This is a genomic window from Rurimicrobium arvi (genome assembly GCF_039540495.1).
In the GTDB taxonomy this organism is placed as follows: domain Bacteria; phylum Bacteroidota; class Bacteroidia; order Chitinophagales; family Chitinophagaceae; genus Rurimicrobium; species Rurimicrobium arvi.
Window position 1 is genome coordinate 167,939 of record NZ_BAABEZ010000002.1, and the last position, 20,893, is coordinate 188,831.

Here is a 20,893-nt window from a genome sequence, read left to right on the forward strand (position 1 = left end):
ATACATATGGAACAATTACTGAAAGACAAAGTAGCCATCGTTACCGGAGCAGGATCGGGTATCGGCGCAGCCACAGCAATGGCTTATGCACGTGAAGGTGCGAAAGTGATCGTGTCAGACATCAATGAACAAGGAGCAGAGAAGGTGATCGCCGATATCAGGGCGGCGGGCGGCGAAGCTTCATTTGTAAAAGCCGATGTTTCCAAACCGGAGGATTGCGAACACCTGGTTGCCGAAACAGTAAAACAATACGGTAAGCTCGATATCGCCTGCAACAATGCAGGAATAGGAGGAGAAGCTAACCTCGTGGTGGATATGAGTGTGGACGGATGGCATAAGATCATTTCGGTCAATCTCAACAGCGTGTTTTATTGTATGAAATACCAGATCGCCGCTATGCTCAAAAACGGTTCCGGCAGTATCGTAAATATGTCTTCCATACTCGGGCAGGTTGCTTTCCCTCAGTCTGCCGGATATGTGGCCGCAAAGCATGGGGTGGTCGGACTTACCCAGAATGCAGCTGTGGAATACGCTACAAAGCAGATCCGGGTGAATGCAGTGGGGCCTGCATTTATTGATACCCCTCTGCTGAACAATATGGACCAATCGGTGAAACAGCAATTGATCGCCAGACATCCGATCGGGCGGCTTGGTAAAGCCGGTGAAGTGGCAGAGCTTGTTTTATGGCTGAGTTCCGGAAAAGCTTCTTTCGTTACGGGTTCCTATTACCCGATCGATGGCGGCTACCTTTCTGTGTAGACGCTTCTCTACAGAATTATGTCCGACCGCTTTGTTGTTGCAAAGCGGTCGTTCTTGTTTAAGAAAGCAGCAGCGCTTTGTGGCGCATGGTTTCCTCATAGCCTGCTTCAAATGCGCGGTCGATCTTTTTCCAGTCGAACATGCCGATGCCGGTCAGAGCCGGCTCTATAAATACGGTGCATGATTGCGCTTCCCGGTATACGGTATCTGCAACCGCAAGGTGGAAGCATTGCTCTATCACCTTCATGCGGCTCCATTTCAGCGGCTCGGAATGGTCTGCTTTATTCACATGTACACCGATGATCCTGTCGCAGTTGCCGGGGAGCATGCTTGCAGGCAGGTTGTTCAGTACACCGCCGTCTACCAGCAAATGGCTGCCTACAGATACAGGTTCAAAAATTCCGGGTACCGAAGCTGCGCCGATCAGGCAGGCCCAGAGTGCACCGGAGCTGAACGTGACGGATTTACTTGTGCGGATATCTGTTGCCACCACGATGAGCGGTATGTGCAGTTTGGAGAAATTGTCTTCCGGTACCAGCACCTGTAACAAACGCAGCAATAATTTGCCCGGATAAAAACTGTGACGCATGCGCAGCAGATCACCTAAACCAAAGCGGAAAAATTCTTTTGCCTGCGCACATATCGCCTCAGGCTTGTTCCCTGCCGCATAGGCCGCTGCCATAAGCGCTCCGGCGCTGGTTCCGGCAATGATATGTACCGGCACCTGTAATTCATCCAATGCCTTCAGGACACCCAGATGTGCAAAGCCACGGAAGCCACCGCCTGATAAAACCAATCCTGTTTTCTGATATACCTGCATGATATGAATATCGTCTCCTCTAAAAGTAAGATCCTTTTCTTTCATGTACCGCCGGATTCCATTAAGCTTCTGTTAGCGGAAATTCCGCCCGTCCGGGAATATTTCCATCTGTATCGGGCGCGGCAGTGCTGCCGTGTTTTTCCCGGAATCATCTGTTTTCGGATTTACGAGCGCCTGCAGATGCCCGGAATAATTGTGACATCGCCCGGCAATAATGTGGATCACTGCTCCTTCTTTCTGTAACGTACCTTCTACCATGAGCAACCTTGAGCGTACCACTTCTTTGCGGTATCGCTCAAACAGCTGGCGGAACACCACGATATTGCAGGTTCCTGTTTCGTCTTCCAGCGTTACAAAGCAAATGCCTGTAGCCGTACCGGGACGTTGCCGCACCAGCACCAGTCCGCACACCTTCACATACGCACCTGCCTGTACGAGCGGCAATCGATTGGCGGGTGTAATGCCCAGCTGGTCAAAAGCAGGACGCAGGAAAGATAACGGATGGTCTTTCAGCGACAGGGAAATGCTCTTGTAATCCTGCACCACGTGTTCAGACAGGCTCATCTGCGGCAACTGTATCTGCCGCTCCTGTTGAGCCTCCGGATCCTGCCCGCTGAACATGCCTTCCGGGTGATCCCTGAACGCTGCAATCTCCCAAAGCGCCTGTCTCCTGTCCAGTCCTATGGAGCGGAACGCGTCTGCATCTGCCAGTTGCTCAAGGGCCGGTAAGCTTACTCCTGTGGCGCGGAGCTCGGTAATATTTTTAAACGGCCTGCAGGTAATAAGACGATCTGCATCGGCTTCGGAAAGTCCGTCGATCTGCCGGAAGCCCATGCGGACATTAAAATATTTTCCGTTGTGCCTCTGAAGCTTATAATCCCACTGCGAATAATTGATGTCGGCAGGAAGTACCGTCACACCATGGTTGCGGGCATCTGATATTATCTGCGCAGGTTTGTAAAATCCCATAGGCAGACTATTCAGCAAAGCGGTTGCAAATACATCCGGGTACCTGCATTTGATCCAGGCTGATACATACACCAGCAAGGCAAAGCTTACGGCATGACTCTCCGGGAATCCATAGCTGCCAAATCCTTCCAGCTGGCGGAACACACGTTTGGCAAAAGATTCCTCATAACCGTTTGCGATCATACCGGATACCAGTTTTTGTTCGTACTGATTTACGAGACCTTTCGCTTTGAAAGTAGCCATGCTTCTGCGCAGCCCGTCTGCATCGGCAGCAGAGAATCCTCCCGCAACGATCGCAATCTCCATTGCCTGTTCCTGGAAGAGCGGTACGCCCAGGGTTCTGCTCAGTATTCTCTCAAAGGCTTTTGACGGGTATTCTGCGACTTCTTTTTTATCCCTGCGCCGCAGGTAAGGGTGCACCATATCGCCCTGTATAGGGCCTGGCCGCACGATCGCCACTTCAATCACGAGGTCGTAGAATTCGCGTGGTTTCAGGCGTGGCAGCATCGACATCTGTGCGCGGCTTTCTATCTGGAATACCCCGATCGTATCCGCAGCACAGATCATATCATACACGTCAGTCTGGTCCTGTGGAATGCCGGCCAGTGTACAGTCTTTCCGGTAATGTTGCTGCAGCAGGTCAAATCCCTTACGGATGCAGGTGAGCATGCCAAGTGCCAGTACATCCACTTTCATAAATCCGAGCGCTTCAATATCATCCTTATTCCATTCGATACAGGTTCGTCCTTCCATACGTGCATTCAGTATGGGGCAGAGTGCAGATAGTTTGTTCTGCGTAATTACAAAACCGCCTGTATGCTGACCGAGCTGCCGCGGGAATCCTACATATTCATATGTGAGCGCTAATATTTTTCTCAGATGCGGATCGCGTGGATCAAAGCCAAGATCACTGATCCTTTCTCCCGAAAACCATTCTTCTGTAAACTCCCACAAAGAGCCGGACAGCTTGGTGATCGCATCTGCGGATAGTCCCATGGCTTTGCCCACATCGCGGATAGCTCCTTTCTGATGTACCTGTGTAACGGTGGCCACCACACCTGCGCGATCCCTGCCATATTTTTTATAGATATACTGTATCACTTCTTCCCGGCGTTCATGCTCAAAGTCCACATCAATATCCGGCGGCTCATCTCTTGCGTCCGACATGAAGCGGGCAAACAACAGGTCAAATTTTTCCGGGTTCACCGATGTTATTCCAAGACAATAACACACTACCGAGTTCGCCGCAGAGCCTCTTCCCTGGCAGAGTATCTTTCTGCTTCTGGCAAATTGCACCAGGTCGAATACGGTCAGGAAGTAAGAAGCATAATTACGCCGTTCGATAAAATCAAGTTCCATTGATATGGATGTGGCTATAGATTCCGGGATGTCTTCGCCGAATCTTCTGCGTGCGCCTTCGCGGGTCTGATAGACCAGTTCCTGTTGTGGTGTGCGACCTTCTGTGGTCAGCTCTTCGGGATACAGATACTGCAGGCTGTCCAGGGAAAAAGTGCACTGCGCTTCTATGATGCGGGTGCATTCGATCGCCTCTGGGTAGTGCCGGAACAGACGGTGCATTTCCTTTACCGGTTTCAGATACCGCTCTGCATTCTGGTACAGTGCAAATCCGGCATTATAGATCGTGCATTTCAGGCGCACACAGGTGAGCACATCCTGCAATGCCCTGCGCTCCCTGTTGTGGTAATGCACATCATTCAGCGCAGTGAGCGGTATGGACAGTTGTGCCCCCAGCTGTGCAATGCGGAACAGCAGTTTCCCGTCGTTGGCCTGGTACGATCGGCGCATACCGAGGTACAGACTGCCGCCCAGCTTTGCACAGTACTGCTCCGCTGCCGCGGTAAATGTCTGTTCCAGCTCCATATGCCTGTTCAGCTGGTCGGGAGGCACCATAATGAAGAGCATACCTGCTGCATAGCGGAATACATCCTCACGGTATAAGAGGCATTTCCCTTTTTCGGTGCGCAGATTACCTGTGGTAAGCAGTGTGGAAAGGTTCTGATACCCCTGCAGGTTTTTAGGATAGGCCAGCAGGGAAGGACCATCTTCGAGGTCCAGCCGGCACCCGGTGATCATGCGGATTCCCAGCTTTTTTGCAGCAGTATGGGCGCGTACCACCCCGGCCAGAGTGTTACGGTCGGTAATGGCAATGGCGGAATAACCGAGTTGTGCAGCTTCGGTCACCAGTTCCTCAGGATGAGAACCTCCCCGCAGAAAACTGAAATTAGTGGTTACCTGTAGTTCTGTATAATGCATATGCTTTTCGTTTAGGCAAACAGTCCGTGCAGGAACCATTTAGTATGCTCGTCGTTATAATGTCCCTCCCGGTAGAGCCAGTAACGTTGTCCCTGCTCATCTTCCACACAGTAGTAATCCCTGTGCGGTATAATGCCGGTCCACCATTCTGCTTCTATGCGCTCCGGACCATCAGCTTTTATAATGCGGTGTATGCGCGATTCATAATTGAATTGTACCGGCGGATAATCCGGTATGGGAACCATCACCGATATTTCCCTCGCAGGATTGAATATATGCACCGGCCTGGGCAGATCTTCCCGCCATTGTGTTGACGGCTGCTGCATCACATCGGGAACGTTTTCCACACTGCGATCGGGCCAATGATGTTCTTTCGGCAGCTGACGGTATACAGAAGCCTGCGGCAGGTAGGCCCTTATTTTGTCCAGCAGCAAAGCAGTCTGCCTCGTGTGCTGCTGTTCCTGCTGCGCCCAGAGTATTTCCTGCTCCGGCAGCAAGGGTTCGGTAAGCGCGGCTTCCAGTGTAAACAGTTCAATGCCCAGTCCGGGGTCTATCTGGTCTATGCGCAGGGAAAACAGGTGGAGCAGATGCTGTACCTGCCTTGTGGCTCTCGCGGTGCGTAGTTCCAGTTTTCTGGTTTCACTGTCTGTACGGTGCACCTGCAGGATGCAATGTCTTAATCCCTTCCCTGCGCGTGAAAGATGGTTGCATAGTTGGGTGAGCAGTGTTTCCAGTGCTGCGGTTACCGCAACAGCCGTGCGCACGGGTTCGGGACAGGGCAGGCGTTCGGTATATTCGGGCGGAGACACTGCGGGGGTAATCTGCTCTGCCTGTATACCGAATACCCGGTCCAGCCTGTCTCCCGGTACAGATCCGAAGCGACGGCGTAAAGACTGCCGTGGGAGGTGCAGGATATCCTGTATGCGGTACATTCCCAGTTTGCTGAAACGCTCGGCCAACTGATTGTCCAGCCGCAGCGCCGCCACCGGCAGCGAAGGAAGGATGTGATGATGCATGCCAGGCTCCAGTATATCGCACTGAGGCAGAAAGCGCACTACAGCCCATGCGGCACCCGGAGTATCGCCGATACCGGTGCAGGTGGTAAACCCGGCCTGGTTCAGCCGTTGCTTTATACAATCCGCATAGGGGCGCTCTCCCTGCCACAAGTGTGTACAGCCGCTGATATCCAGTATGAGTCCATCGGGTGCATCTGCAGCAGCCACAGGTGTAAAACGTAAGGCCCATATGGCCAGTTGCTGCAGGCTTTGTACAATATCGGGGACATCGTCTGTGAATACCTGTAATGCCGGTATAAGGGTACGCGCGTCTGCCACCACCATGCCCGGCCGTATACCTTCTTTCTGTGCTCCGGGGCTTACGGAGCAGATGCGCATACGGTTCTGATCCGGTACGGCAAGCGCAAATAAGGTGCCGCGTAATTGCGGATGCCTGCGGCTGTAGATGTCTGCCTGCAGGTGCGGGAATAATACAGACATGAATCGCTTACCCATATTACCCGGTTTGTTGCTTGCGCCAGTGAACAGATGGTTGAGCCGCAGGTACGCTGCCTGACCTGAATCCTCCGGGTGTCCATTCCAGGTCCCAATGACAGGGTTTGCCGTTGCGGGCTTTCAGAAGCTGCGCATTCCATCGCGGGAAACCGAGTCCGGGAAATCCTTTTTCGGTAAAGGAGGGAAGCGGTGTGATCTGCCACCGGGATACCGATGCGGTTACATTAGTGGTACGCGGGCAATGGCGATGTACAAAACCTGTCACTCCTGCTTTTTCTGCGGCCAGTTGCAGCCGTCGCGATTCGGTAAATCCCAGTTCGCGTACTTCACCGATTACGGCTGTAAGACTGGCGCATTTTAATCCCTCCTCCATCACCCAGAGCGCTTCGCGGTCATTGCGTACGGTCACAAATATGAGCTTGTCCGGCTGAATGCCGAATTGCGTAAACGCAGGCGTGAACACCAGGTTGCGCTGCTGTACCCACAGGTAAAAATTTCCGGGAGGAAGAAATGTATGCAGCAATCCACCGATAAATGCATCTGTGGCTGCTGCTGAGCCTGCTGCGGGACTGATGAACTCATGCATGCAGGACGTGGGAAAACGATTGCCCGGAAATGCGCGCGCAATCATATTGCCGGTACTGCCTGCAACAGTTGCCGGTTCGCGCAATGTGCTGTGCGACTGCAGTAATAATACCGCTTCCTGCAGTTCACGCACTTTATCCATATCACCTCCCGAGTACATTTTGGTACTATTATAATCATCAGTATGATTTCAATGATACCAATTATATGGAAAGGCAACAAATTTTCCGGCCGTATTAACAGAGTGAGATAATGAGGAATATAATTGGAAGCAGTACAATAAATTGTCTAAATTTACAGTATTGTAAAAATAGACAATTTCAAAAGTGCCTATTTGTTGTATATTTGTTTTAATAAGCCTTTTTATGAACAATTACAATCTTATTCCGACAGAAAAAATAATGGAGCGTCTGCGCTATGAAAATTCCTGGTGGATATCTAAGAAAATCCCCGAGACATATAGTGTCATGAGTCGGCGACTGTATTTTGATTTATTTTATCCTTTTGTAAAAGAAAAAGGCGTTCGCAGGGCTTTGGTGCTGATGGGGCCCAGACGCGTAGGAAAAACCGTGATGCTGTTTCACAGTATTGCTCAACTGATATCGGAAAATGTAAATCCGCAGCGAATTTTTTTCATTGGTATCGATAATCCTATTTATGTTCATTTAGGATTAGAGGATATTCTGAGTTTGTGCAAAGACGCATTGAGTCTGCATCACCTTAATGATTGTTATATTTTCTTCGACGAAATACAATATCTGAAAGATTGGGAGCGGCATCTGAAAGTGTTGGTAGATACCTATCCCGATACCAAATTTATAGTTTCCGGATCGGCTGCCGCAGCCTTGAAATGGCATAGTACCGAAAGTGGTGCAGGGCGTTTTACAGATTTTATGTTGCCGCCGCTCACCTTCCAGGAATATATCCATCTAAAGAAAATGGACCACCTCATCTTCGATGGCTTCATTGATTATGGAGGGAAGCAGGTACCCTATTGCCTAACCAGTGATGTAAAAGCATTGAATAAAGAGTTTATTCGTTACCTTAATTTTGGCGGTTATCCGGAAGTGGTGCTTTCTGAAAAAATTCAGGGTGATATGGGCAGATACGTAAAAAGTGACATCGTCGACAAAGTCCTTTTAAGAGATCTCCCTAGTCTGTATGGTATAAAAGATGTGCAGGAGCTGAATCGTTTCTTTACTTACATAGCCTATAATACAGGTAACGAATTTTCTTATGAAAGAATGTCTAAGGAAAGTGGCATACAAAAGGAAACACTCAAAAAATACCTGGAATATCTTGAAGCAGCTTTCCTGATCAAAGTGCTGAATAAGATAGATATGAATGCCATGCGCCTGAAAAGAGTTACCAGTTTTAAGGTATATCTGACTAATCCATCCTTGCGCACAGCATTGTTTTCACCTATCGCAGAAGCGGATAGTGAAATGGGCAATATGGTGGAAACTGCCGTATTATCTCAATGGATGCACCGCGAAAAATTAGATCTTACTTATGCCCGGTGGCGGGAAGGACGCCATGAGGGAGAAGTAGATCTTGTTCTTGTAGACGATAAGAAGTATAAACCTGTGTGGGGTGTAGAAATAAAATGGAGTAACCGGTATTTTGAAAAACCTAAGGAGCTGAAAAGTCTGATTCAATTCTGCAAAGCAAATGGCTTTGAAAATGCTGTAGCCACATCTATTGACAGAATGGGTATGGTCGAAATAGATAACCTGCAATTGACATTTTTACCATCAGCAGTATATACCTACAACATCGGAGACATCACTTTAAAAATGAAGGCTAATCTGTAGTCTTATCAGCCTTACCTGCAAATCCTGCAATTTTAAGTCGGGTTTTTTATAAACGGGTACCTGTTTTGCTCCGGTAATTTTGTGCATACAAAAACCGTAAAGCAATGAAAGGGTACCACGTATATAAAGCCTGTATTGAAGCTTGTCTTCAGTGTGCAGCGATCTGTAATCATTGTGCAAGCTCCTGCACGCAGGAAGACGACGTAAATATGATGGCCGAATGTATCCGCATGGATATGGAATGCGCCGCATTATGCTATGCTGCAGCGCAGGTAATGAGCCTGGGCGGTGCATCTGCCAGAGAATTGTGTGCATTATGCGCAACTGCCTGTGAAAAATGTGCTGCAATCTGTGCACAACATCAGAATGAACATTGCCAGGAATGTGCCAGACAATGCGAAGCCTGTGCAAAAGCGTGCCGGGAAATGAGTGCAGCCTGATAACTCCGCGCTCACAGCTCATTAAAATTTCTGATCAGGTACAATGTCTCAAGCGGATATTGTGCGGCATTGCTCCCGGCAATCAGGAACGCATTTACCTGTGCGGAGTGTAAATAGCCGAAATCCATGATGTCGGAAATAGAAGGCTTGCCACTGTTCTTCAGTTCACCGAACAGGCCCGTAGCAACGATCAGTTGTTTATTGAGTGCTTTGCTGCGCTCAATCACCAGTTGCTGAAATATAAAGATATCCGCCATCCGGCTCGCTGCGCTGAGATCCCCCCTTCCCAGCATGATCCCGTCTGAAGCGCTGATCACTTCATCCAGTCGATCTGCGGTGATCACATTTTCTACTTTTGCCAGCACCGGAAATCCGGGACAGTTTGCCCTCGCACGTTGAAGCGGAGCCGCTTCGGTTACAAAAGAAACCAATAGTTTAATGCTACTCTGCTCCGGCAGATGCTGCATCTCCTGCAGCAATAACAGGTCTTGCCGGGAAAGTGGCTGTGCCGGCAGTTTATTCCCACGGATATTAAACGATCGGTTCGTTCTGAGAAAAAAGGAATTCAATGCACGACAGCGTACGTGGTCGGTGGATAGTTCTTCAATTATCATTTCCAGCTCACCGTCGGCAACAGATACAATATCCCCGGTTTTAATATTTTCCAGGTCCGGGCGGTTCAGGAAATTGATAGTGGGAATCTCCTGCGGTAACAACTCCTTGCCGTCACTGCATAAAGTATAAACAAGGTTTTGCTGCACCTGCATTCCGCTTCCCAACGATCCGATCATGGGCTTTTCTCCCGGAAGATCAATAAGTATCTCTATATCAATTTGCCTTGAATGACAGTAGTGCTGTATCTCTTTTACACGGCTGATCAATTCCGCAGCGGTTTTGCCTTTATTGATGATGCGTATCCCGCTTAGTCCCTGTGTATACAGTTGCGCCAGATCAGGCATAAAGTCTCCCAGATCCCGGGAGTAGGTCAGGTAGGTGCGGATCATGTAGCGTGAACAATTGTTTCCGAAAATACCCAAAGACAGTGAGATAATGATAAACAAAAGCGGATCGATGAAAATACCCGCATGTTAATTGCACCGAACTTTAGGAAGGATCCGATTTACGCCAACGGCATTTTTTCTTAACCTCAAAAATCAAAGCGATGAATACACAATTACGATTCAAACCTGTTGTTACAGCCGTAACACTCTTCAGGGTCATAACAACTTTAGCGTTCGCTTTCGGGGGGACAAATGTATATGCGCAGTCTGCAACGCTCACATCTGTTCGTGATATAGGTATGCATACAGTGCCTGTGGATATTCCGGCAAAGTTTACCGGCAAGTTCCCGACGGGCAAAACAGTAAGCGTACAGTCCGACTACACTGTCTCTGTATTCTATGCCGGTGGCTTGGGCAAGCCTCGGTTCATGGCCTTCAGTCCGTCGGGGGTGCTGCATGTATCTGATATGACAAACGGAAAAATACTCGCATTGCCCGACGCAGATAACGACGGTGTTGCGGATACGGTGATCGAAGCAGCTACCGGATTTTCCGGCAACCATGATGTAAAGTTTTACAAGGGAGCGATGTATGTGACGGAAACGACCCGGATCTGGAAGTGCACCGACACAGACGGGGATGGTATCTATGAGACCAAAACAATTTTTATAGACGGACTTGGAGCAGGGTCTACAGGCGGGCATGTTACGCGCACACTTTTATTCGATCCCGCTAATGAAAAAGCATACGTATCTATCGGCTCGTCGTGTAATGTTTGCCGTGAGGAGAACAGGGCTATCATCGAACAATATAACGATGATGGAACAGGCCGCAGGGTGTTTGCAACCGGTACACGCAATGCGGTGGGAATGGCGCTGCAGCCGGCAACCGGTAAGCTATGGGCGAATAATAACGGCAGCGACCAGCAGGGAAATGAAACGCCTCCCGAATGGATAGACATTGTACGGGATGCCGGATTTTACGGACATCCGCTTGCGTATGGCAGCGGCGTCTGGTTTGATTTTACAGCGCATGCTGATTATACCGCACTGCTTCCGATTACGGCAACAGACTCTGCTAAAGTGGCTTCCATGGTAGCACCCGCTGCGCTTATCCGTGCACATTCCGCGCCGATGGCGTTACAGTTCCTGGATGCGACTTTCAGCCCTGCTATGCGCTACGGATTCCTTACCGCGCTGCGTGGTTCCTGGAATACAACTGCACCAAATAATTTTCGCGGATTCAAAGTGATCTATGGCCATCTTGCTGATGCAACAGATACCACAGTGGATTATGTAGCTGATTTCTGTACAGGTTTCCTGACAGATACTGTAGCGCGTACTTACTGGGGCAGACCGGTAGGTCTGGCAACGGATGCCAATGGAAAAGTGTATATCAGTTCAGATGAGGGCAATAAGTTTATCCTGGTACTTACACCACGTGCCGGTACGGGTATCAGCACTCCGAAACCGGTTCAGTTGGAACTGGGCGCTGTCTATCCTAATCCGTTCAGAACGAGTTTCACATTCTCATTTACACTCGCACGCACAAGCAGCGTGCATGTAGTGGTACGCGATATGCATGGTAAAGAAGTGATGCGTGTGCTCGATCAGCAACTCGGAGCAGGAGTATATCAGAAAAATGTGGATGGCGTGATTCTGTCCTCCGGCATTTATTATCTGAGCCTCAGCACCGGCGATGCAGCCGCAACAGAAAAGATCATTATAGAATAAGCAATGATATTATTATACAGCCGGACGCAGTGTTAAGCACGCTTGCGTCTGGCTGTTGCTTTTGCTGCAGGTTTAGCTGCCTTGGCGGATTTTGCGGACTTTTTTACCGGGGATTTATGCGCTTTCTTTTTTGGCTTTGCTTCCTCCGAATTATCATCATCATCTTCTTCTGCCTCGTCGTCTTCATCCAGGCTTTGCCTGAGCGCATCCATCAGGTTTACCACACGTGTGCTGCGTACCGGCTCCTTGCTTTCCAGAGGAAGTTTTTTCAGTTTGCGTTCGATCAGTTCATACAAGGCGGTTTCGTAAGAGTCGTCGAAATCTTCAGGATGGAAGGCAGCAGATTTTTTTTCGATCAGTGATATGGCAAGGTCCAGTTGTTCCTTATCTGCTTTGATTGCTTTCAGATCGCTGAAGAAGCTGTCTGCAGAACGGACTTCATCAGCATAGCGCAGTGTCTCCAGCAGCATACCCGATCCGTAAGGTTTAATGGCCACCAGGTGCTCTTTCGCCGATAATACCAGTTCGCCTATAGCCAGTTTACCTGTCTTTTTTAAAGCCTGCTGAAAGATCATATACGCTTCCACCGCGAAGTCACCGTCGGGGACTATATAATATGGTTTATCGTAGTAAATCTCATCAATCTCTGCTGCATCCACGAATTCAGTGATATTGATCTGCTTGTTGGACTCCAGGCGTATCTTATCCAGTTCATCAGGCGTGAGCACTACATGGTTACCTTTTTTGTATTCATATCCTTTCACAATGTCTTTGCGGTCGATGGGGCCGATACCTTCTACCACAGGCTGGTTGTGCACGCGCTTTAGCGTGTCCTTATGCAGTTGGTGCAGCGGAATATTACGTGTGGATTTTGATCCGCTGAACAGCTGGACCGGTATTGTTACGAGGGAGAAGCGCAGATGGCCTGTCCATGAAGGTCTTGTAGTTGCCATAATTATTGTCTTTTACAGTTGTTATCGGGTGCCGAATGTTGTGTCGATCCGGTCGAGCACTTTTTTCATACTGATACCTTTGCCGAGCACCGGCAGGAAAATATCTCCCTGCTGCCGTACGCGCTCCAGTGCATTGTGGATATTGAAATCCGACACTTTCAGTGAAGGTTTTACTTCATCCCAGTGCAACGGCATGGATACCGCAGCGTCAGGGTGTGGTCGCAGCGAGTAAGGAGCTGCAAGCGTGGCCTGCGGACGGTTTTGAAGAAAGTCAAGATACATACGGCCTTTTCGGTCAGCTATACCGCGCTCCAGTGTAGTATAACGTGGTAACCGCTGATGTACCAGGCTCACCACAATGCGCGCAAACTCTTTGGATTGTTCATATGTGTATTTGGCGGCCAGCGGTACATAAATATGCAGGCCGGTTGATCCGCTGGTTTTGCAGTAGCAGGGGCAATCCACGGCGGACAATATTTCATGCGTCACATTTGCCGTCTCGATCACCTGCTTAAAAGGGTTGTCACCAGGATCCAGATCGATGATGCACCAGTCCGGATTGTCCGGATGCTGCACAGTACTGCTCCAGGGATGAAACTCAATGCATCCGAGATTGGCTACGAACAGCATCGTCGCCTCATTGCTGCCCAGTATAAAATGTTTGTCACGCTCTTCATCTGCGCTGTGGTACAGATACAGATCTGCCCAGTCCGGAGCTTTACCTGTCATGTCTTTCTGGTAAAAGTGCTTTCCTTCTGCCCCGTCCGGATACCGGTTCAGCGACAGCGGACGGTTTTGCAGATAAGGAAGGATAAAGGGGGCCACCTGATCGTAGTACCGCAGCATATCGCCTTTGGTTACACCTTTCTTCGGCCAGTAAATCTTACTCATATTGGTGAGCTTCAGTTCGTGACCATCCGCTTCAAACGTGATGTCGTCCTTAGCGGAGAACAAGTCCGGTTGCCCGGAAGAGGTGGTTTTTGAGGCTACAGCCTTTTTTGCAGTCTTCGAAACAGGAACTGCTTTTTCCAGATGTACCTCTTCGGCATCCTTATCGCTGCGCATTCCTTCAAAAGAAGGATGGCGCATTACACCTTCGGAAGTCATCTCGGTAAAATTTACTTCGCAGATCAGTTCAGGTTTCAGCCAGGTAACAGTGGCGCCCGCCGATGCTTTGCGGAACCGGCTGGCCTTATTCCATTCCGGTTCTGTGTCGAAAGGACTCGTCTTGCGTATATATTTTTTAAAACTGCGCAGCATCTCTTCCTGTTTGCGGATAGAGAAGCCCGTACCCACCTTACCGGTATAAATAAATCGGCCCTGCTCAAACACGCCTACCAGCAATGCGCTGAAAGGCTTGCTGCTGCCGCCATTCAATGTGTATCCGCCAATTACTACCTCCTGCCGTTTACCGGTCTTTATCTTCAGCCATTCATCGGAGCGTTCTCCGGTAAGGTAACTGCTGTCTCTGCGTTTAGCCATAATACCTTCCAGCCCCAGCTTTTTCGCTTTTTCCAGGAAGGCCGTTCCGGATGTATCAAAATCTTCGCTGACGCGTATATCCGGAAGCTCCGGGAGTACGGCTGCCAGAATTTTTTTGCGTTCTTGCAGTGGTAATACACTTATGTCGTGGCCATCATACCAGAGCAGATCAAATATGTAATAAACCAGTTTACCGTCTGCCGGACTTCTCCAGTTCTGCAGCGCACCGAAATCAGACTTGCCTTCTTCCGTCTCTACAATAATCTCACCGTCTACAACGAAGTCGGCATCCCAGCCGGCAAGCGATGCCGCAACGGGCGGAAATTTTTCGTTGAATGATTTGCCATTGCGCGAATACAGATCGAGCTTTTTTCCTTTGCGGTTGCAAAGTGCACGGTAGCCGTCCCATTTTACTTCATATACCCAGTCATCACCCGCCGGTACCTCTTCTGAAAGTGTCGCCAGCATGGGTACAAGCATATCCGGGAAACGGTGTTTAGGGGCTGCGTCAATGAGCGTCTTTACGTTTTTTTTTACCGCAACGGTCTTTTTTTTTGCAGGAGCGGAAGCCTTGACTGCTTTCTTTTTCCTTGCAGGTTTTTCGGGTGCCGCAGTATCCATTGCAGCGGCTATTTCATCCAGCGTTTTCCCGGAACGTACAGATGCTTCTTCCGCGGCAATGTCTTCACTGCTTGCATATTCGTCATTATGCTTGATGAGCAGCCAGGCATTCTTGCCCATAGATCCGGTGCGTACCAGCGCAAATTCTCCCTTTAGCTTTTTACCGTTCAGCCGGAACTTCAGATTCCCGGCTTCCAGCTGCTCCAGTAAGATACGCTGCTGCTCCTTCTTTGAAGCGGCCGTATCTTCCAGAGAGGTGTATGTTCCTTCATCCCATACAATTACAGTACCTCCTCCATATTCTCCCTGCGGTATGATACCTTCAAAATCGTGATAATCATAAGGATGGTCTTCGACCATCATTGCCAGTCTTTTTACGGAAGGGTCCATAGATGGGCCTTTCGGAACCGCCCAGCTTTTGAGCACGCCATCCATTTCCAGGCGGAAATCATAATGCAGATGTGATGCGGCGTGTTTCTGAACCACGAACAACAATGTTTTCGTATCCGGCTTTCCACCGAAGGGTTCCGGTGTACGATCCGCCGAACGTTTCTGTTTGTAGCGCACTAGACTCATAAAGTAGGACGTTTTAACTTACTGCAAGTAAAGCAGGCTTATGCTCTGTATTGTTGCAGACTTATGGTGCCCTTGTTACATCCTTTCTATATATCTATGGTTGGTGCAATAACTGGCAGTTGGTGCAGAAGAAGGTGCGGCGGTGCGTTTTACCCATATATTCCTTGTGCGCAGGTAGTTTACAGCGCGGGCATTCCTTACGCGTATGTATCTGCCAGTGGCTTTTAAGCGTGTATTCTTTTTTCCATTTCAGAAAGTCGAATGCATAATCATGCACGGCTTTTACCAGTGACGATAATTGCTTTGGCTTAAGCCAACCGGCTTCATTTGCCGGATGCAAACGCTCACGGAACAGCACCTCATTTTTGATGATATTGCCTGACCCGGAAAAAATTTCCTGGTCCAGCAAAGCGTCACATAAGAGCATCTCTTTATGTTCCCGAAGCTTCTTAACGGCTGCTTTCGGATCCCATTCATCCGACATGATATCTGCTGACCAATCGTAGGTGTCGGACAGGTCGCCTTCTATAATTTTTACGGAACAACTGTACAGGTTCAGCGATCCGTTAGGAAATATCAGGCTTAGTCTTGGTTGAGTATCCTTTTCTTCATTTATACGGTACGATCCGAACATCAGCAGGTGCACACGGAAGGCCCAGCCTTTAAAGCAGATCAGGAAATGCTTCCCCCAACTGCGGAACGCGATCACTTTCTGATCTTTTGCGCGATCGATGTCCAGTTTTGCGTTGCCGCTTACTGCAATTACTTTCTTATTGGCGAACTGTTGTACAAGTTCTTTTAAGATGACGATACTCGGTCCTTCCGGCATAACTCATTTTTTAATGATACTAAATTCCCCGTTGCGTTCGAGGTATATTTTCTCCACATCTTCCAGCGACTCCTTACCAATGGTTTTACGCACACCCTGCATGATGTCCTGCTCCCGCACCAGCGCTTTACGCATATTCCCCGTAAGAAAATTACCATCAGCGTATACACAGATGCGGGTTCCGTTCAGCATTCTGGCCATACGCGGACTGGACAGCATCATCATTGCAAAAAGGCGATGCAATACGGCCAGCAAAATTCCTGAGGCAGCTACCGGTACAAAAGGCGAAGAACCTACAATCGCTCTGCTCATCAACGCCCCAAGAAGAATAGTAACTATACTGTCCAGTGGTGTTTTGAGCCCGAAAGAACGACGCCCTGCAATACGGATGCATATCAGCACCAATATAAATACCGCAACACAACGCAGCAGTACCTGATGCACTTCCAGCTCCTTTCCTGTTCCCCATAATTCCGCTACTGAAATCATAGACTCGGGCATTTGTTGTATGCAAAGTACCTGTTCAGCCTTTGTCTTCCGTTATGCTTAAGCACAGCGGTTTTCCATTATAATCAAGTGTGAATCGTACAACAGATACCGCTTGTGACATAAACAGGCCAAAGCGCGATCCGGTTAATTTAGAAGCATGGAAAAGACCATCAATGTGTGTGTGGAGACACCTGCAGGCAGTTCGGCCAAATACAGTTTTGATACGGCAACCGGGAGCTTCCGGCTGAAGAAAATACTTGCGCCGGGACTTCATTTTCCTTACGATTTTGGGTTTATTCCCGGAACATTAGGTGAAGATGGAGATCCGTTGGACATCATTGTTATTTCGGAAGCTGCGTGCCATCCGGGCTGTGAAATAGAATGCCGCATTATTGGATGCCTGCCGGCAGAACAAAAGGAGGAAGGAAAGGACAAAGTCCGTAACGATCGCTATGTAGGCGTTCCTGTCTGCTCTAAAGTATATGCTGATGTGAGCGAACTGAGCGATCTGCCTCACTACATACCACATCAACTTGATCAGTTCTTTGTAAATTATAATGCTGCGGAAGGACGCGAGTTTCATCCGCATAAGCCCTTGAAGGCTGAAAAGGCGCTGAAACAGATATGCAAAGCACAGGGCAAAATGCAACAACCGCGCTATATGGTCGAGCTGTTCCTTCCCCTGAATGACAACGAAGGCAAACCGTTTCCGGAAGCATGGTTCAAAAAGATCCGTGATACATTGTGCAAAAAGTTCAAAGGAGTTACCATTACACTGAGACAGCCTGCGGAGGGATTCTGGGAAGCTGAAGATGGTGCACAGACGAAAGACAGGATGCTGACTTTTGAACTGATGCTGGACTTGCTTGATGCGGAATACTGGAAGGCGCTCAGGGAAGAACTGGAAGCGCAATTCCGGCAGGAACAAATATTAATCAGAAGTACACCTTCTTATCAACTGTAGTCTATGCCTTCCACAGTAATAGCTTCGTTTGATTATCAGGATGCGCAGCATGTGCTTGATATCCGTTTTCATTCCGGCCGCGTGTATCGCTACGAAAACGTGCCGCTGGCTATAGTTGAGGCACTGAGACGGGCACGCTCCAAGGGAAGCTATTATAACCGGCAGATACGCAACAAATTCCGCTTTATGCGTCTTCAATAAATCAAAGAAAAAGTCCCGGGCAAAAACCTCGGGACTTCATTTTTTAATACATCGTATCCTTTTGGATAACAGGTCTTCCGTGAATATCAAAAGAGTCGCGTCCTGAATATTTCTTATTCAACGGAGCCTGCGGCTTCTGACCTTCCTGGCGGATACGCGCCCGCTCCTGGCTGTCATTCTTCTGTTGCTTTCGTACGTTTTTCTGGTTAGTGGTTTTGGTTGATTGCGTGTTTTGCGCCATTGTGCAGAAGGGCAGCAGGAGCAGCAATGCTGCTGTTCGGATCATTTTCATAATTGTACATTTTATTGGTTATCGAAAAAAGTTATTTCAATTGCTGTTTTTGTAGTTGCTCAGCCATTTCCTGGTGATGGCGTAACGTGGGCAGCTTTTGTTCCACCCAGGTTTTGATCTTCATATCATTGCCGGTTTTCAATTCGTTTACGTAAGCGTCAATATCTTCTTCGTGGTCGGTCACCATCATATCTATGTACGCCCTGTCGAAGTCATTGCCTTTTTTAGCCGCGAGCTTATTGATCATTTCCTGGTGTTCTTCGCCGGGTTTCTGTGGTAGTGTGATCCCCTTTGTTGCGGCCATGTTCCTGAGCTCTCCGTTTGCAGCCGAATGATCATCAATCATCGTCTGACCGAAGTCTTTTACCGCCTGGCTGGACGATTGTTCGCGTGCCATCCTGCCCAGCTCCACTTCCATCATTCCGCCTGACGCTGCCTGCACCACAAACCGGAGATCATCCGCGGATACGCTTACAACCTTTTTGTTGGCTGCTTCGGCTTTGTCTATGCTATCAGGCTTGTTATTGCGGCAGGCAATAGCTGATATTGCCATAAATATTCCCACAGCTATATTGCGCATGATATGTGTCAAGGAAATCCTGCTTGTCCGTTCGCTGCTGTTATACTGTCTCATCGCTGCAAGTTTTTTGATTAAGTAATAAGCAAAGAAACCGCATAAAGCCAGACAGGTACTTACATTCAGCGATTCGCGCGTTTACACGATTGAGGCTTTATGGCGCAGTGCATTTGCTGAGGTGTTGCGTAAATGATTTGAAAGACAGGCCGATGTATACTTACGGATAGATTTTTGCTGTAGAGATTGGCATACGCAAAAGGGAACAGTGATGCACTGCTCCCTTTTTTGCGCACAAAGATGCGTCTCGGTTAAAGTCTGAAATGTTTGGCGGTGATAGACAGCACAACTGCCTTTTACTCCGCCTTCTGAAGTTTCAGGTTTTCCAGCCGTACTTTTTCGGTTTCTACCTGCTGGCTCGCTTTAGATCCTGTTTTGTTTTCTTCAGCCAGTTTTTTGTCAAGTTCGGCCTTTTTCTTAGCGAGCTTTTGAGCCTTTTCGTCGGATCTTTTCTTTTTCTCTTCCGCTTTTTTCAGCGCTAACTGCTGTGCGGCCAGGTCTTGTTCAGCTTTCAATGCGACAGCTTCGTCTTTCAGCTGATTCAGCATAGTTTGGACGTTTGAGGAAATGCTGCTGTTACTGGCAGTACTGACGAAATTGTCGTAGCCGGTAGAAACTAAAATGGTGACAGTAGCCCTGCTTCGATTGCCTTTTACCTTACTGTAAAAATCAATTTTGGTAGACGATAACTCAGGCAGCACAACAGCCTCATACATGCGGAAGCCCTTATATCTTCTGCCACCTGAACCTGCTTTGGCCAATTTATGTTTCAATGTATTGTCGATCATTTTTTTCGAGATCGGGTATTCAGCCGTAAACGCAGGACGCTCTTGCTTATTAAATCTGGTTAGAACTTCCTTCGCATTTTGCGCTTTTGCTGCAAAAGCCAGGAAAGTAAAGATGACGGTGGTTTTCAAAAACTTTTTCATAAGCATTGATTTTGTTTAATGGTTACTGATGCAAACTTAAACAGTATCATTGCCAAAGAATCCTATCCTGTTAATTGTTAACACATTTTTGAATTGTCATTACATTTTAATTGGCTTTGTGAGAAAACAGGATGTAACACCAGGCCATAGAATAAAAAAAGGATTCCGGCATAATATATACGGAATCCTTTGTGGGCCCACCTGGGCTTGAACCAGGGACCCCCTGATTATGAGTCAGGTGCTCTAACCAACTGAGCTATAGGCCCTTTGCTTTTGCAAGCAAAAAATGGAACGCAAATGTATGGGATTTTGTCCCAAAATGCTAATTCCAAACTATTTATTTTTGCGCTATGATAGAAGGAATACGGCATATTGTCTTTGACCTCGGAAATGTATTGCTGAATATAGACCCGCCCCGTACCGAAACCGCTTTTAAAGAACTGATCCCCGATACGGAAGCATTTATGCAACGCGTACAATCGGAAGATCTGTTCCGACGTATGGAATGCGGAGCATATACGCCGGCTGAGTTTACAGACAGGATACGCCACCACGCAGGTATTCCTTTGCACGACGAGCAGATCCATGCTGCCTGGAATGCTCTGTTGCTGGACTTCCCGCTGCGTCGCCTGCAGATATTACAGCAACTGAGTCTCTACCACGACCTGGTGCTACTGAGCAATACCAACGAGATCCACGAGGCTGCCTTCAATGCCACTTTGCAGCGCGAACACGGTATGCCTAACCTGGGTGTATTCTTCGATCGCGTATATTATTCTCACAGGGTAGGCCTGCGCAAGCCGGATACAGCCATCTATCAGCTGGTACTGGACGAATGCGGTTTCGATCCTGCAAAGACGCTATTCATCGACGATCTGAAGGAGAATATAGCCGCCGCGGAGTCGCTGGGTATACGCGGTATCTGGCTGGAGCCGGGTATGACGATCGAAGAACATATATTCCTGCCGAAACAATAACGCAATACCTGTCGGAAGCAGCCTGTTTTGCTTAACTTTG

Annotated in this window: 19 protein-coding genes and 1 tRNA gene; 7 read left to right on the top strand and 13 right to left on the bottom strand. The window is 48.5% G+C overall.

Features of this window, described 5'->3' with window-relative positions; genetic code table 11:
• The first annotated feature begins 6 nt into the window (after nt 1–6).
• Nucleotides 7–759, top strand: a complete 753-nt coding sequence (locus ABD846_RS02325) for an SDR family NAD(P)-dependent oxidoreductase (RefSeq protein WP_344822251.1) — start codon at nt 7–9, stop codon at nt 757–759.
• A gap of 58 nt (nt 760–817) precedes the next feature.
• Here the strand turns inward: ABD846_RS02325 and ABD846_RS02330 are convergent, their stop codons facing one another.
• Genes ABD846_RS02330 through ABD846_RS02345 form a run of 4 tightly spaced genes read right to left on the bottom strand, consistent with a single transcriptional unit; the run spans nt 818 to nt 7,078 of the window.
• Nucleotides 818–1,624, bottom strand: coding sequence for a patatin-like phospholipase family protein (locus tag ABD846_RS02330; protein WP_344822253.1), 807 nt, complete (start codon nt 1,622–1,624; stop codon nt 818–820).
• A gap of 27 nt (nt 1,625–1,651) precedes the next feature.
• Nucleotides 1,652–4,822, bottom strand: a complete 3,171-nt coding sequence (locus ABD846_RS02335; protein WP_344822255.1) for an error-prone DNA polymerase — start codon at nt 4,820–4,822, stop codon at nt 1,652–1,654.
• An 11-nt stretch (nt 4,823–4,833) separates the two neighbouring features.
• Nucleotides 4,834–6,318: a Y-family DNA polymerase gene (locus tag ABD846_RS02340; RefSeq protein ID WP_344822257.1), complete on the bottom strand. Its 1,485-nt coding sequence runs from the start codon at nt 6,316–6,318 to the stop codon at nt 4,834–4,836.
• A 16-nt stretch (nt 6,319–6,334) separates the two neighbouring features.
• Nucleotides 6,335–7,078 carry an ImuA family protein gene (locus ABD846_RS02345; RefSeq protein WP_344822259.1) on the bottom strand — a complete coding sequence of 248 codons (744 nt, stop codon included), beginning with the start codon at nt 7,076–7,078 and terminating at the stop codon, nt 6,335–6,337.
• Nucleotides 7,079–7,283: 205 nt separating this feature from the next.
• Here ABD846_RS02345 and ABD846_RS02350 point away from each other — a divergent pair, with 205 nt between their 5' ends.
• Complete coding sequence (locus tag ABD846_RS02350; protein WP_344822261.1) at nt 7,284–8,732, top strand: ATP-binding protein; 1,449 nt, start codon at nt 7,284–7,286, stop codon at nt 8,730–8,732.
• A gap of 104 nt (nt 8,733–8,836) precedes the next feature.
• The gene (locus ABD846_RS02355) at nt 8,837–9,172 is read left to right on the top strand and encodes a four-helix bundle copper-binding protein (RefSeq protein WP_344822263.1); all 336 of its coding nucleotides are present in this window, start codon (nt 8,837–8,839) and stop codon (nt 9,170–9,172) included.
• Nucleotides 9,173–9,183: 11 nt separating this feature from the next.
• Here ABD846_RS02355 and ABD846_RS02360 read toward each other — a convergent pair whose 3' ends face one another.
• Nucleotides 9,184–10,176 carry a pyruvate kinase gene (locus ABD846_RS02360; RefSeq protein WP_344822265.1) on the bottom strand — a complete coding sequence of 331 codons (993 nt, stop codon included), beginning with the start codon at nt 10,174–10,176 and terminating at the stop codon, nt 9,184–9,186.
• Nucleotides 10,177–10,334: 158 nt separating this feature from the next.
• On the opposite strand from ABD846_RS02360, the gene ABD846_RS02365 reads away from it, so the two are divergent.
• Nucleotides 10,335–11,906 carry a T9SS type A sorting domain-containing protein gene (locus ABD846_RS02365; RefSeq protein ID WP_344822267.1) on the top strand — a complete coding sequence of 524 codons (1,572 nt, stop codon included), beginning with the start codon at nt 10,335–10,337 and terminating at the stop codon, nt 11,904–11,906.
• A 32-nt stretch (nt 11,907–11,938) separates the two neighbouring features.
• Here ABD846_RS02365 and ku read toward each other — a convergent pair whose 3' ends face one another.
• The 4 genes from ku to ABD846_RS02385 form a co-directional block, all read right to left on the bottom strand.
• Entirely contained in the window at nt 11,939–12,859 is a 921-nt protein-coding gene (gene ku, locus ABD846_RS02370; RefSeq protein ID WP_344822270.1) for a non-homologous end joining protein Ku, read from the bottom strand.
• A 21-nt stretch (nt 12,860–12,880) separates the two neighbouring features.
• Nucleotides 12,881–15,538: a DNA ligase D gene (gene ligD / locus ABD846_RS02375; RefSeq protein ID WP_344822272.1), complete on the bottom strand. Its 2,658-nt coding sequence runs from the start codon at nt 15,536–15,538 to the stop codon at nt 12,881–12,883.
• Nucleotides 15,539–15,632: 94 nt separating this feature from the next.
• Nucleotides 15,633–16,367, bottom strand: a complete 735-nt coding sequence (locus ABD846_RS02380) for a DNA-formamidopyrimidine glycosylase family protein (protein ID WP_344822274.1) — start codon at nt 16,365–16,367, stop codon at nt 15,633–15,635.
• 3 nt (nt 16,368–16,370) lie between these two features.
• Entirely contained in the window at nt 16,371–16,856 is a 486-nt protein-coding gene (locus ABD846_RS02385; protein WP_344822276.1) for a DUF421 domain-containing protein, read from the bottom strand.
• Nucleotides 16,857–17,013: 157 nt separating this feature from the next.
• Here ABD846_RS02385 and ABD846_RS02390 point away from each other — a divergent pair, with 157 nt between their 5' ends.
• A complete protein-coding gene (locus ABD846_RS02390) occupies nt 17,014–17,820 on the top strand; it encodes an inorganic diphosphatase (RefSeq protein ID WP_344822278.1) in 807 nt (268 codons plus the stop codon).
• Between the two features lie 3 nt (nt 17,821–17,823).
• Nucleotides 17,824–18,021, top strand: coding sequence for a KTSC domain-containing protein (locus ABD846_RS02395; protein ID WP_344822280.1), 198 nt, complete (start codon nt 17,824–17,826; stop codon nt 18,019–18,021).
• A 43-nt stretch (nt 18,022–18,064) separates the two neighbouring features.
• Here ABD846_RS02395 and ABD846_RS02400 read toward each other — a convergent pair whose 3' ends face one another.
• From ABD846_RS02400 to ABD846_RS02415, 4 genes are all read right to left on the bottom strand, one after another.
• Nucleotides 18,065–18,313 (bottom strand): hypothetical protein, encoded by a 249-nt coding sequence (locus ABD846_RS02400; RefSeq protein WP_344822282.1) that lies wholly within the window; start codon nt 18,311–18,313, stop codon nt 18,065–18,067.
• A gap of 31 nt (nt 18,314–18,344) precedes the next feature.
• Complete coding sequence (locus ABD846_RS02405; RefSeq protein ID WP_344822284.1) at nt 18,345–18,947, bottom strand: DUF4142 domain-containing protein; 603 nt, start codon at nt 18,945–18,947, stop codon at nt 18,345–18,347.
• Between the two features lie 296 nt (nt 18,948–19,243).
• Nucleotides 19,244–19,876, bottom strand: a complete 633-nt coding sequence (locus ABD846_RS02410) for a hypothetical protein (protein WP_344822286.1) — start codon at nt 19,874–19,876, stop codon at nt 19,244–19,246.
• 192 nt (nt 19,877–20,068) lie between these two features.
• Nucleotides 20,069–20,142, bottom strand: a tRNA-Ile gene (locus ABD846_RS02415).
• A gap of 84 nt (nt 20,143–20,226) precedes the next feature.
• On the opposite strand from ABD846_RS02415, the gene ABD846_RS02420 reads away from it, so the two are divergent.
• Nucleotides 20,227–20,853, top strand: a complete 627-nt coding sequence (locus ABD846_RS02420; protein WP_344822288.1) for an HAD family hydrolase — start codon at nt 20,227–20,229, stop codon at nt 20,851–20,853.
• Nucleotides 20,854–20,893: the final 40 nt, after the last annotated feature.